Source organism: Brucella sp. LJL56, from assembly GCF_054871705.1.
In genome coordinates this window covers 158,313-172,228 of sequence record NZ_JBTXLQ010000007.1, presented here as the reverse complement: position 1 = coordinate 172,228, position 13,916 = coordinate 158,313, and the positions used below count along the sequence as shown (strand labels likewise).

Sequence of the window (13,916 nt, the reverse complement as noted above, 5' to 3'; positions counted from 1 at the left end):
TTTCCAAATGAGGAGAAAGAAAATGACCGTTCAATGCCAATCCGCTCCCAACGGTCGGGCAACAGTCGTTCACTTCACGTCAACTTCATCCGTCACGAACGTGCCATCATGGCTGTTGGAATTTTACTCCAAAGTGCAAAAACAGGTCGAATCCTGGTCTTACCAACGCCGTGTGAGACGCAGCCGTCGTGTGCTGGAATCGCTACCTGAGCACATACTGCACGATATCGGCTGGCCGAACGTGGACGATCGTCTACCGGGAATCGCCAAAAACACGGCAGAGTTCAAGCGTGGGCAGTGACGCCAATTGAGGGCGATCATGGGATCCGCCCTCAATTTCCCGACATAAAAATACCTTTTCGCGGCAGGCATTTAGCCGCACTGTGCAACCTTCCCGTTCTGTGTCTCAATAGAACACTATCTTGTTTGCGCCATCGCCCTCCCCCTGTGAAACAGGGCTAACGCAGCAAGGTTGCCGGTCTGAAAGCGACCGGGAAAAACCGGGCCCAAAACCACCCGGAGTCGTGACGGAGACACAAGGCTTTAGCTGCGTCGGGAACCGCAGCCGAGGCTTTCGAAAATGGGAACGGTCGGGCTATGATCCAGGCTTCATCGGTTAAGCGGTCTATTGTCTTTTTCCTGGTTCCAAACTTTTCGATGATTGCGTTCGCAACGGCTATCGAGCCATTGCGCATTGCAAATCGGATGCTGGGTTACGACGCCTATCGATGGCGCTTGACATCGGTAGATGGAAAGCCGGTGACAGCATCCAATGGTGTGGAATGTGCAGTCAATGCATCGCTGGAAGACGAGCGACGCTTTCTGCAGCGCGAACAGCGCCCGTCAATGGTGTTTGTCTGTTCCGGCGTCTATGTCGAGGAATTCCGTAACAAGTCGGTCTTCGCATGGCTACGCGAGGAATATAATCGCGGCGTGGCGGTCGGTGGACTTTGTACAGGTGCTCATATACTGGCGGCAGCCGGGCTTCTATCTGGAAAACGCTGCGCAATTCACTGGGAAAATCTTCCGGGCTTTTCAGAGGCATTCCCAAAGGCTGAGGTCTATGCCGATCTCTTTGAGGTCGATGGCAACCTTTACACCTGTGCAGGTGGAACAGCCTCTCTCGATATGATGCTGAAGCTGATCGGGGACGATTTCGACGCCACTCTGGTCAACAAGATCTGTGAGCAGGCCCTGACAGACCGTGTCCGCAGCCCGCAGGATCGCCAGCGTCTACCGCTGCGTGCCCGGCTCGGAATTCAGAACTCAAAGGTGCTGACCATTATCGAGATGATGGAAGCCAATCTTTCAGAGCCGCAGGCACTGATCAATGTGGCCCATACGATTGGCCTGTCGCGCCGTCAGGTGGAGCGCCTTTTCCGCCAGGAGATGGGTCGGTCGCCGGCACGCTATTACCTCGAAATTCGTCTGGATCGAGCGCGACATCTGCTGTTGCAATCATCCATGCCTGTGGTCGAAGTCGCCGTTGCCTGCGGCTTCGTATCGGCGTCGCATTTTTCCAAATGCTATCGAGAGCTATACGGACGATCACCACAACAGGAACGAGCAGACCGCAAAATGCTCATCGCCGCTTGAGCACAACACCGAAGAAAGGTGGAGCTGCACCTTGAACGGAGCAGTCCCATCTCTGTTATCTTCCGAAATAAAATCAAAACCATACAGACTTTTCCGGAATCAGCTCCATAGGTCGAACGGTGTGCAAACCTCGGATCGGGAGGCATGTCGCGAACAGGATAGCCCATGCTCGACCTGTCGGGATTTCCAGAAGCTGCGATGCAGTCGTCTGACGCTGCGAATATGTCGTATAAAGGCAAATGTCGCGACCAGCCAACGACTATGGTTTTGTCAAATACCAACTAGAGCAGTTCCAGTTAATACGGAATCGTTGGAACCGCTCTATCCATTTTTTTCACGCATTATCCGACGCAAAACCGCTTCGCACTTTTGCTGGAAATGCTCCAGGGACGCATAAAATGGCAGAGTTTCCTAAAAAGGCGAAAGTTGTGATTGTCGGGCTTGGCGGTATCGTCGGCGCATCGGTTGCACACCATCTGATCGAGCGTGGCTGGGACGATATCGTCGGCATCGACAAGTCGGGTATTCCGACCGATATCGGTTCGACCGCCCACGCATCGGATTTCTGCTATGCGACGAGCCACGACTTTCTATCCTGCTGGACGACGCTCTACTCTATCGACTTCTATGAAAAGATGGGCCATTACGCCCGCGTCGGCGGCATCGAGGTGGCGCGCGTTGGTGACGACGCCCGCATGGACGAAATCAAGCGCAAGGTTGCGTCAGGCAAGGCATTCGGTACCCGTGCCCGTCTGATGGAACCGGCAGAGATTAAGGAAAAGTTCCCGCTCATCGAGGAAAGCCTGGTTCAAGGCGGCCTTTGGGACCCGGATGCCGGCCTTGTCATCCCGCGTTCGCAAACTGTCGCTGGCAAGCTGATCGATCAGGCAGAAGCCGCAGGCAAGCTGCAGAGCTTTGCCAATACCCCTGCCCAGTCGCTGATCGTCGAAAACGGCCGTATCAAGGGTGTGGTCACACATCGCGGCACCATCGAAGCGGATTATGTCATTATCTGCGCAGGCCTGTGGGGACGTCTCATCGCCGAAATGGTCGGTGAAGACCTGCCGGTCATGCCAATCGACCATCCGCTGACATTCTTTGGTCCCTATAACGAGTTTGAGGGCACCGGAAAGGAAATCGGCTGGCCGCTCATGCGCGATCAGGGTAACTCTGCCTATATGCGCGATACCGGCGACCCGAAGACCGCAGAAGGCGGCCAGATCGAATGGGGCTATTACGAAGAAAAGAACCCGCGCTTGTGCCATCCGCGTGACCTTCTGGAAAAGCATGAAGCACGTCTCTCACCATCGCAGCGCGATCTTGAGATGGACCAGATTCTGGAACCGCTAGAGCGCGCAATCGAGCTGACACCTATTCTGGGCGAGCTCGGCTACAATGAAAGCCACTCCTTCAACGGCTTCCTGCAAGTCACGACCGATGGCGGCCCATCCATGGGCGAAAGCCAGAAGGTGCGCGGTCTGTGGTATGCGGTCGCCATCTGGGTCAAGGACGGCCCCGGCATGGGCAAGCTCATTGCCGACTGGATGACCGACGGCCGCACATCCATCGACCATCACGCCATCGACTATTCGCGTTTCTATCCGCACCAGATGACCGAGCAGTTCATCTGGGATCGCTGTACGGAAACGGCAATGAAGGTCTATAATCCGGCTGTTCACCCCCGCGAGCCTTTTTCCAAGGGGCGCAATATCAGGCGTTCACCATTCTATGAGCGCGAAGTAGAGCTTGGCGGCCATTTCATGGAACTCGGCGGCTGGGAGCGCGCGCATGGCTATGCCGCCAACGAGCACCTGCTGGAAAAATACGGCAATCGCGTTCCGGTGCGCGAAAACGAATGGGACAATCGCCACTTCTGGCGCGTTTCCAATGCCGAACATCTCGAACTGACTGAAAATTGCGGCATCATCAATCTCTCGCATTTCGCGATGGTAGACATCGAAGGTCCGGACCATGTCGAGCTGATGGAATGGCTTTGTGCAGCCAAGATCGGTGGCGATGCCAATATCGGCAAGGGCATCTATACCCACTTCCTCGATGATGAAGGCATGGTGCGCGCCGACTTCACGGCAATCCGCATGGCTGACCGCATCCGCATGATCAACGGTGCCGATGCAGGTCCGCGCGATTTCCATTACATGCGTCGCGTGGTCGAGGATAAGGGCTTTGATGTCACCATCACCGATGTGACGGAGAAATACGTCACCATCGGCATATGGGGTCCGAATGCCCGCGAAAATCTCAAGAAGGTCGTCGAAAATCCGGAAGGGCTTGATCCGGAAAACTTCCCCTTCGCAGCCATCAAACCGATCAGGATCATGGGCAAGGACGTAACCGCCTTCCGCATTTCCTATGTCGGCGAACAAGGCTGGGAATTGCACATGCGCTATGAAGATGGCCTTGCCGTCTGGGATGCGTTGCGATCTACGGGTACGATTGCCGTCGGCGTCGAAACCTATGCCAATACCCGCCGCATGGAAAAGAGCCTGCGCCTTCAGAACGCCGATCTGCTGACGGAGTACAATCTCCTTGAGGCCGATCTCGCACGCCCGAAGGTCAAGGAAGCCGATTTCCGCGGCAAGGCCAGGCATGTCGAATATCGCGCTCGTGAGCATCAGCCCGCCATGCTCTGCACGCTGGTCATGACCGACAATATCGACTCGAAAGGCGTGGCCCGTTATCCCGTCGGCATCATGCCGGTCATGGAGCCCGAAACCGGCGAAACACTGGTCGATGAGCTTGGCCGTCGCTCATTCACCTCATCGGTGGCTTTCGGTCCAACCATCGGGAAAAACATTGCGCTTGCCTATCTGCCATGGAGCCATTGTCAGGAAGGGCGCAAGCTCGCCGTCGAGTATTTCGGCGAAACCTATCCGGTTGAGGTCGCCTCGGTTGGCTACAAGCCGCTTTATGACCCGGAAAACCTGAAACCGCGTAGCTGAAAAACTATACAGCAGCAAAAAGCCGGGCATTTCGCCCGGCTTTTTTAATACAACAGTTCGGCGATCTTATTTCAGCGTGGCCTTGCCACCGCTGAGGGTAATCGTTTCGTCGCCAGTCAACGCTTCACGGTCGCCGTTTGGAAAAGTCACGAAGCAGCCAGAAGCGCAGAATTCGACGGTCTCGCCGGGCGCGACGATCATTTCCCGCTTGGAAGCGCCTTCCGTGACCACAATCGTCTGAGGACCGCTGTCATTGTTGGAAATTTGAGCCGCAAAAGCGCCGTCGACCATGGTTGCAAAACCGATTGCTGCACCAAGAACAAGCTTACCCAGATTGTTGACCTGATTTCTGTTCATACCGTCCCGACCTTTCCATCGCTCCCGCCGCGATATGTCCGATGTCGCATGAGCACTATTGCCCTCTGTCATCGCATTTATAAGCAGACAAAACTGAACTGTAACTGAACGAAATGCCCATCAAGCCCGGTCGTCGGCATCGTCCTTGGCTTCCGGCGTTTCCGTAGCTGCCTTTTTCTTCCTGGCAGCAGAGGAATGCTCTTTTTCCCTCTGTATCACGCTGGAGAGCTTTTCGATTTCCGGAACGCTGAGTACCAAATCGGTCGTAGACGACGACAAGTGCAACCCTTCCTCATGGAAGCGTTCGACAATCTGGAACCTCAGCTCATTCTTGATACCGCCGGTCGATGTGATGTCTGCCACATAGGCGTAGATATCAAAAACCATCAGTGAATCGTTCATGCTCTGAAATGCGACGAACGGCTCCGGGTTCTTCAATATTGACGGGTGCCCGCGAACGATCTCAAGGAGCAGTCCGTGTACTCTGCGCGGTTCTTCCGTATACGAAGCCTGCACATTGATATCGATGCGTCCCAGCTTGTTGCGATGAGTCCAGTTGCCGACATTACCGTTGATGAGCGTCGAATTCGGCACGATGATCGACTGCTTCTGGAAGGTTTCCACTTCTGTCGCGCGCACGCTGATCTTCTTGACGATACCGCTGACCGTACCGGCTTCCACCCAGTCGCCAACTTTGAATGGGCGTTCCGCGAGAAGAATAAGGCCGGAAACAAAATTCTGGACGATATTCTGGAGACCAAAACCGATACCGAGAGACAGGCCACCAGCGATCAGTGCCAGATTGGACATGTTGAACCCGGCTGCAGATACGCCCATCAGCGCCGCGAGACAAAGCCCTACATAGCCTATGACCGTACGGATCGAATTGCGAACGCCAGAATCGACGCGGCCCCGCGCCATGACACTGTTGTCGAGCCAGTTCTGGAACCACCGCGTCAGCAGATAGCCGATAACGAACAGCAATACGCCAGTCAGCAGACCCATGAGAGAGATCGAAATATTGCCGATCTGAAAGCCGGTCATCAACTGATAGAAAGTGCTTTTCAGTTCAGCCCACTGAAAGCCGAGCTGCATGAGAACCAGCGGAATGCCAATCAGCGCCACGACGAGATTGATCAAAATGCCTGCCACAAGCCCAAGCTGATCAAGGGTTGCGTCGTCGAAATGAAAACGCACCCGCATTGCCTTGCCGATCTGACTGGATGCGAATGCTTGTTCCTCGGAGATCGCTCGCCCCGTCAAGAAACCCATGTACATGGTAACGAGAAATGCGCCTGTGACCACGATCTGCTGCGATATGAAACGTGCCATGCCGATATAGCCGAAAACCGCAGTCAGAATGGGCAAAAGCCCCAATATGATGAGAAATGTTCTGAATGCGCGTGGCCATGAACGAACAACACCATCCTTCTCACGCTCAACAGGCTTCAAAAATGCAATCGCCAGAATGAGAACACCGACCATTACGGTGGCCAACAAGCTTTTCGCCATAGTCAGCGACAAGGGCGACGACAAAATCTGATTGACCTTCCCGAAGAAGGAATCGAGACCGCTGGTCAGTGCGGTTCCGGTTATCAGCCAGTTCAACACACGTCCCGGACGCGGTGCAACCGGAACCAGCCGCCACTGCGGCATATCCGAACTGATACACGCAGACGCCAGTCTGTGAATGAAGAAAACAAGCCCCAGCACAAGAAACAATGATTGGAACAAAGCCGCTATATCTGTTCTCAACACATTGAAATAATTCATAAAGAAGTAGGTTGTCGCCAGAAAAACACCAACCGCTGCCGACGGTATCACCGTAGACCAGAACGCGACCGAAAGACGGCTTAGATAGGATGGCGACTCGACCGATGGATCACGCTGGTAGAGCGTGCCGAGAACCCGCCGCGCACCTATTTGGATAACCAATGCAGCAACGAACGCAAAAAAGGCGGCAGCAAGAAATGAATTGAGCTTGAACGTGCTTACAAAACGCCACCAGGACTGGACAATACGCCAGAGCGAAACCATTTGGGAACTCGCCGCCACCGCAACTTCCGTGCCAAGCGTCGTGTCGATGTTCACGCGCTGGGATAGCGTCCTTGTAAAGAGGTCCCGGCGCATGTCGCCGATTTTTGCGGACATCTGATTGACGGAAAGCGACGTGTCTTCGGTCTCGCCGACGACAGCATTTATTTCTGCCTTTTCAGCGGTCAGACGGGCGCGTTCTTCACTGACGATTGCCGGTTCCGTCGGCTGATCGCCGGAGGGTGCCGGCCCCAATTGCTCCAGCCGTGTGTTGATTTCACTGAGGCGGGGACGAAATGCTACACCTGTGTCCAGAAGCTTCTTTGATAGAGAGTCGAGCTGAAGCTTGAGATTGGCCAGCGTTTCATCGTTCGAAGCAGCCTTCGGGAGTTGATCGCTGATCCGCTTCGTCTGCTGCTTCAGATCATTGATGACCGGTTTTTGCTGTTGCACGACACCGGAAACGGGCGCAGACGCCTTTTGCTGATCAGCGGCGGCCGGCGCCTGCTGCGATGAATCGCTCTGCGGTGCTGCAGCCGGTGCGGATTGTGTCGTTGATGGTTTGTTGTCCTGGGCGAAGACAGGCGTAATGCTGCCCAGCGACAGGACGCTTATCAGAAGAGAAAATGCAAGAACACGAAACGTCGATGAATATGCCAATTCAATTCTGCCGTTAAACAAGACATGGTTTCAACATAAAGCGCCCTAAAACGGATGCAAGGCGTGGCTCCTTACAAGATTTCATAACGCGCGGGAAGCGGACCCATAACGTATAAGACAGGCCTTGATGCCAGTATTTCCTTGTTCGTGCGAACACAAATGATTAATGAGGATTCGCAATGAGTGTGAAAAGCTGGCTCAACTCCACGGATAGACTCTAAAGAAAGTCTCAGCGATTTGATGAAGGGCATGAAAAACACGGAACAGCACAAACAGCGTGGTTTCATGCTGTTCGTCACGTGCGTTCTGTCGTTTACGGCCTTTCTGTTTGCCGTGGACTTTTCAACGCTTGGCGAAGACGTCGCTCGCGGTCAGTCCGGCGGCGTCGTGGCAAGACAGATTGAAGGCAGTCCGGCGACGCCTGTTCGCCAGCAGTCCTCCCCCTCGCCGCAGCCTATGCGGGCGATTCTGATCGAAGCCATGGCTGCCAAAATCAAGGCGGCTTATCTCGACGGCACCGGAGCAGCGCTGCCTGTTGCAGCGGTCGCCATTGTTTTTCCAAAGGCAAATTCGCCTGAATCGGCCCAGAATTTCCAGCGCCTCACAGTTTTGCAGAGACATTTTGGCTCTGCCCGTGCGCCTCCAAAAAGCGCATAATACGCCATTCTTGAAGATTGGCCCTTACCAATCCTGAACACCATTACAAACAATGTCCACACAGCTACTGATCGAGTGGCAATTGGGGCATATCAACCGGAACCTTAATCCATGCGTACTTCGAAATGGGTGGTTGTGCTGTATAGCCTGATCGTTGTGATCGGCGTCATCATCGCCTTGCCCAACTTCTTCACTCAAAAGCACCTTGACGCGATGCCGTCCTGGTTCCCGAAGCGTCAGGTCACGCTCGGCCTCGACTTGCGCGGCGGTTCATATCTCGTGCTTGAAGTCGATGCAGCGAGCCTGAAAAAAGACCGTTTGCGCTCCCTGCTTGACGATGCCCGCAGCAAGCTGCGCGCCGAACGTATCCAACCGCAGTCGATCCGTGCTGTCGGCGATGCTGTCGTCGTAACCATCCCTGATGCGGACCAGCGTTCCAAGGCTGAAACTGCACTGCGTACCTTGATCTCGCAGGTCAATACCAGCGGTTTCGGCACGGCGATCAACGACATAGACGTTGCCTCGAACGACAATCAGGTACGCCTGACCCTTACCGAAGCAGGTTTCAACTATCGTCTTGATGCCGCTCTTCAGCAGAGCCTTGAAATTATCCGTCAGCGCGTCGACCAGGTCGGTGTCGCAGAGCCTTCCATCCAGCGTGTTGGCTCGGATCGTATCGTCGTTCAGCTCCCCGGTCTTCAGGACCCGGCTCAGCTTCGCCAGCTTCTTGGAAGCACGGCGAAAATGAGCTTCCATATGGTCGCCGATGCCAATCCGAACGATACTCCGCCTCCGGGCGTAAGCATTATGCCGGATTCCAAAGATCCGAATATCAAGTACCCGATCGAGGATCAGATCGCTCTTTCCGGCGAGCGTCTCACCGATGCGCGCGCTGGCTTTGACCAGCGCACCAATGAGCCGATCGTGTCCTTCCGTTTCGATAGCCTCGGTGCGCGCCAGTTCGCGGACATTACGACGAAAAACGTCAACCGCCCGTTTGCAATCGTGCTCGACGGCAAGGTACTGAGCGCACCGGTTATCCGTGAACCGATCACTGGCGGCTCGGGTCAGATTTCCGGTAGCTTTACCGTTCAGGATACGGTCGTTCTTTCGGCATTGCTGCGGGCTGGCGCCCTGCCTGCTCCGCTGACCGTTATCGAAGAACGCACCGTTGGTCCGGATCTTGGCGGCGATGCTATCAAGATGGGCCTGATCACCGGTATCGTCGGTTTCGTGCTTGTCGCAGTGTTCATCCAGCTCCTTTATGGCGTCTGGGGTACGATTGCCAATGTGGCGCTGCTGCTCCACACCCTGCTCACCTTCTCCGCCCTGAGCCTTATTGGCGCAACGCTGACATTGCCCGGTATCGCCGGTATCATTCTCGGTATCGGTATCGCGGTTGACGCCAATATTCTCATCAACGAACGTATTCGCGAAGAAACACGGCGAGGCCTCGGGGCCATGGCCGCGCTGGATAAGGGCTTCCACAGCGCCTTCTCCACCATTGTGGATGCGAACGTTACGTCCCTGATCTCGACCTTGCTGCTGTTCACCTTCGGCACTGGTCCGGTTCGCGGCTTTGCGATCACCATGATGCTCGGCATCGCAATCTCCATGTTCACGGATGTGACGCTGGTTCGTATGGCGATGGCCTGGTACGTCCGCAAGCGTAAGCTGAAGGTACTCGTCATCGAGCCGTTCCTGAAGTTCGTCCCAGAAAAGACGAATATCAGCTTCATGAACGCTCGCTTCGTCGGTATTGGCGTCTCGATCGTGCTGTCTATTCTGTCGATTGGTCTGTTCTTCAAGCCGGGGCTGAATTATGGCATCGACTTCAAGGGCGGCATTCAGGCCGAAATCGTCACGTCGCAACCAGCCGATCTGGCGCAATTGCGCGAAAAGCTTGGTTCGCTGGGGCTTGGTGAAGTAGCACTTCAGTCTGCCGGTAGCCCGAACGATGTTCTGATCCGCGTTCAGCGTCAGGACGGTGGCGAAGAAGCGCAGACGGTTGCTGTCAACAAGATGCGTGAGGCAGTGACCGAACTCGACCCCGGCGTGAAGATCGAGCGTACGGAAGTCGTCGGCCCGAAAGTTTCCGGTGAACTGGCGCGTTCCGGCTTCATCGCCGTCATTCTGTCGGCGCTGGGCATGCTCATCTATCTCTGGTGGCGTTTCGAATGGTTCTTTGCGATGGGCGCGATCATCACGCTCGTCCTCGACACCACGAAAATGGTCGGCTTCTTTGCGCTGTTCCAGCTCGACTTCAACCTGACCGCCATCGCAGCGCTTCTGACCGCTATCGGTTACTCGGTAAACGATAAGGTCGTGGTTTATGACCGCATGCGTGAAAACATGCGTCTTTATAAATCGAAGCCGCTGCGCGAGATCATCGATATGAGTATCAATCAGGTTCTCGTCCGCTGTATTTATACATCGGTGACGACATTCCTGTGTATGCTCCCGATGGCTATCTGGGGCGGTAGCGCGGTTCATAATTTTGCCGTGCCCATGCTGTTCGGTATCTTTATTGCAACATCGTCGTCGATCTTCATCGCCGCTCCGATTCTGCTTCTGCTGGGCAACTGGTGGCAACACCGCAAGGAAGCACATCAGGCTATCGAAGACAGCGCCGCAGCGCAGAAATAACCCGTTTGCCGGGCAAGGTTCAGGCCTTGCCCGGCTCCCACTTACAAAACTGAGAAGCCAGAGGGGGAAGGCACCTGATGCCCCATGACACGCCTTTGATTGCGACAATCGTCATCGGGTTATGCCTGGCCTTCATTTTCGGTGCGATAGCCACCCGTCTGAAAATTTCCCCTCTCGTCGGCTACCTTCTAGCCGGTGTTATTGCCGGTCCCCATACACCCGGTTTCGTTGCAGATCAGGACCTCATTCTCCAGCTTGCCGAGATTGGCGTCATCCTGCTGATGTTCGGTGTCGGTCTGCATTTTTCCCTCAAGGATCTTCTTTCCGTCAAAGCCATAGCGGTACCCGGTGCACTCGCACAGATTGCAGCCGCCGCCGCACTTGGCACCGGCCTTGGCGTCGCTCTTGGCTGGGATGTGCAGGCAGGTCTGGTTTTCGGCCTGGCTCTTTCAACGGCCAGTACCGTAGTCCTTCTGCGCGCAATGCAGGAACGCCGTCTGATTGATACCGAACGCGGACGCATTGCTGTCGGCTGGCTGATCGTCGAAGACCTCGCAATGGTCATGGCGCTGGTACTGCTTCCGGCAGTCGCCAGCGTAACCGGCCGCGCGGAGGGCTCGGCAGCGAGCGATCCTATTGTTTCATGGCTGGGCCTTGGCATTGGTGGCATCATCCTCCTCACCATTGCCAAGGTTGTTTTATTCGTCGCGCTGATGCTCATCGTGGGGCGCAAGGTCATCCCCTGGCTTCTGAATGTCGTGGCTCAGACCGGTTCCCGCGAATTGTTTCGTCTTGGTGTACTCGCCATTGCGCTGGGTGTCGCTTTCGGTGCAGCGCATCTGTTCGGCGTCTCTTTCGCGCTCGGCGCATTTTTTGCCGGTATGGTGATGAGTGAATCCGAACTCAGCCATCGGGCTGCGGAAGAGTCCCTCCCCTTGCGCGATGCCTTCGCGGTGTTGTTCTTCATCTCGGTCGGCATGTTGTTCGACCCGATGAGCCTTCTCCGCGATCCGCTCCCGCTGCTCGGAACACTTGCCATCATTCTGATCGGCAAATCGGTCGCAGCATTCTTCATCGTGCGCGCTTTCCGTCGTCCCGTCAGCACTGCACTCACCATCTCGGCAAGTCTTGCACAAATCGGCGAGTTTTCCTTCATTCTTGCTGGGTTAGGCGTCAGTCTTAATCTACTCCCGCCAGCGGGCCGTGACCTCATTCTCGCAGGTGCAATCCTCTCGATCTTCCTTAATCCAGTAATGTTCATCGTCGCAGAACGGATGCGTCCGTGGATCGAAAATCGAAGCAAAAGCGAAACATCAACAGGTGAAAACACCGGCGCCGAACTCAGCGTTTGCGAACCCGAACCGTTGCCGGAGACTTCACTGACCGGACACACCATTCTCGTTGGCTATGGCCAGATTGGTGCCAGGATTGCAGAAGGATTGCAGGCGGAGACTACGCCTTTTCTTGTTATCGAAGATTCACCGAAAATCAGTGCGTCGCTGAAGGATAAAGGCATCGAAGCCATTGCGGGCAACGCCTCAGATTCAGAAATACTGAAAGCAGCCAATCCGGCAACGGCTCGAAATCTAATCATCGCAATACCCAATGCTTTCGAAGCCGGCCGGGTGACCGCATTGGCCAAAGCGGCCAACGCGAAAATCAGCATTATCGTACGCGCCTGTTCGAAAGCCGAAGCGCAATATTTGCGCGACCTTGGCGCAGACTTTGTCATTCTGGGAGAAGAGGAAATCGCAGCCGCCATGGCAAAGGCGATCGGGACTGAGATCACAAAGAAAAACACGGAAACCGAATCTCAGACCAACATAACAGGGATAATATCGGAAGACAGATCGGCCGATATCGTGGGCAAAAAAGGGGATGACATGAAGCATGAAGGCATGGTGACCGGCTGATGAAAGCAAAGGATTACATCTGGCCGGTCGTGGGTATTTGCGCAGTCGGTATTTCGGCTTGGCTCCTCTATCGCGAACTTCGCAGCATTTCACTCGATGATGTTCTGGACAGTCTTTATGCTATTCGCGCCCATCATTGGGCACTGGCGGCAGCGTCGGCGCTTCTGGCCTACAGCTCGCTTGCGGGCTATGATCGTATTGCGCTTTTGCACCTCAAGCGTAAAATTTCCTGGCTCTTTATCGCGCTTTGTTCCTTCACCACCTACGCTTTGTCACACAATATCGGCGCCTCGGTCGTCTCAGGCGCGGTCGTGCGCTACAGGGCCTATTCCTCTCAAGGCATGCCCGGCAGTGAAATCGCCGTCCTCATCGCCTTCTGTTCTTTCACATTCATTCTCGGCGTCATCATAACCTCCAGCGTTGTTCTCTTGCTGGAACCGCATATTCTCATGCGCTTCAACGAGGAACTGACGCCGACCGTCTCCATTGTCATCGCACTTTTGATGCTGGCATTCGTGCTGCTTTATGTTTTTGGTAGCTGGCTCCGCCTGCGCCCGCTTCAGATCGGCAGTTTCCGCCTGGAATATCCGCGCATGTCGGTTGTTGTGCAGCAGCTCATCGTTGCACCGCTGGAACTGATCGGCGCCGCTGGCATCATCTACTTCGCCCTGCCCGAGACTGGCAATCCCGGCTTTCTTATTATTCTCGGCATCTTTCTTGTCTCGTTCTCGGCGGCCCTGATCTCACATGCTCCAGGCGGCCTCGGTGTTCTGGAACTCGTTTTCCTCACCGGCTTGCCGGATATGAATCAGGCTGACGTGCTGGCAGCGCTGATCGTCTTCCGCCTCCTCTACCTTCTCATTCCATTCGCGATGTCGCTTGTGGTGGTGCTGGTCTTCGAGAAGTCGCAGTTTCTCCTGCGATGGAACGAAAAACAGCGGAAATAGAGCCAAGTTGAGTGCGGAGCATAGCTTTCACAAAAACTGTCATAAATTGAATTTATTTTCCTTAAAATGGCGGCTCAAGCCGCCTATCTTGGAACCAGTTTCGCAAAAAATGCAAACTGCGAAATTGAACGCCCTCCCAAGGCTTT

General features: G+C 54.9%; 9 protein-coding genes. 7 read left to right on the top strand and 2 right to left on the bottom strand.

Translation table 11 applies throughout. The features are described from left to right. The first annotated feature begins 22 nt into the window (after positions 1-22). From ACYSN1_RS17880 to ACYSN1_RS17870, 3 genes are all read left to right on the top strand, one after another. Positions 23-301 (top strand): DUF1127 domain-containing protein, encoded by a 279-nt coding sequence (locus tag ACYSN1_RS17880; protein WP_461726919.1) that lies wholly within the window; start codon positions 23-25, stop codon positions 299-301. A 296-nt stretch (positions 302-597) separates the two neighbouring features. Beyond that, the gene (locus ACYSN1_RS17875; protein ID WP_461726918.1) at positions 598-1,596 is read left to right on the top strand and encodes a GlxA family transcriptional regulator; all 999 of its coding nucleotides are present in this window, start codon (positions 598-600) and stop codon (positions 1,594-1,596) included. Between the two features lie 398 nt (positions 1,597-1,994). Further along, entirely contained in the window at positions 1,995-4,556 is a 2,562-nt protein-coding gene (locus ACYSN1_RS17870) for a GcvT family protein (RefSeq protein WP_461726917.1), read from the top strand. 66 nt (positions 4,557-4,622) lie between these two features. Here ACYSN1_RS17870 and ACYSN1_RS17865 read toward each other — a convergent pair whose 3' ends face one another. Both ACYSN1_RS17865 and ACYSN1_RS17860 read right to left on the bottom strand, forming a co-directional pair. Then, entirely contained in the window at positions 4,623-4,913 is a 291-nt protein-coding gene (locus ACYSN1_RS17865) for a hypothetical protein (protein WP_461726916.1), read from the bottom strand. Positions 4,914-5,033: 120 nt separating this feature from the next. After that, positions 5,034-7,607: a mechanosensitive ion channel domain-containing protein gene (locus ACYSN1_RS17860; RefSeq protein ID WP_461726915.1), complete on the bottom strand. Its 2,574-nt coding sequence runs from the start codon at positions 7,605-7,607 to the stop codon at positions 5,034-5,036. A gap of 240 nt (positions 7,608-7,847) precedes the next feature. Here ACYSN1_RS17860 and ACYSN1_RS17855 point away from each other — a divergent pair, with 240 nt between their 5' ends. The 4 genes from ACYSN1_RS17855 (at position 7,848) to ACYSN1_RS17840 (ending at position 13,770) form a co-directional block, all read left to right on the top strand. Next, positions 7,848-8,264: a hypothetical protein gene (locus tag ACYSN1_RS17855; protein WP_461726914.1), complete on the top strand. Its 417-nt coding sequence runs from the start codon at positions 7,848-7,850 to the stop codon at positions 8,262-8,264. Between the two features lie 111 nt (positions 8,265-8,375). Continuing rightward, positions 8,376-10,910, top strand: a complete 2,535-nt coding sequence (gene secD, locus ACYSN1_RS17850; protein WP_461726913.1) for a protein translocase subunit SecD — start codon at positions 8,376-8,378, stop codon at positions 10,908-10,910. A gap of 77 nt (positions 10,911-10,987) precedes the next feature. Next, positions 10,988-12,823, top strand: a complete 1,836-nt coding sequence (ybaL, locus tag ACYSN1_RS17845; protein ID WP_461726912.1) for a YbaL family putative K(+) efflux transporter — start codon at positions 10,988-10,990, stop codon at positions 12,821-12,823. Then, positions 12,823-13,770, top strand: coding sequence for a lysylphosphatidylglycerol synthase domain-containing protein (locus ACYSN1_RS17840; protein WP_461726911.1), 948 nt, complete (start codon positions 12,823-12,825; stop codon positions 13,768-13,770). Before ybaL ends, ACYSN1_RS17840 begins: the two co-directional genes overlap by 1 nt. Positions 13,771-13,916: the final 146 nt, after the last annotated feature.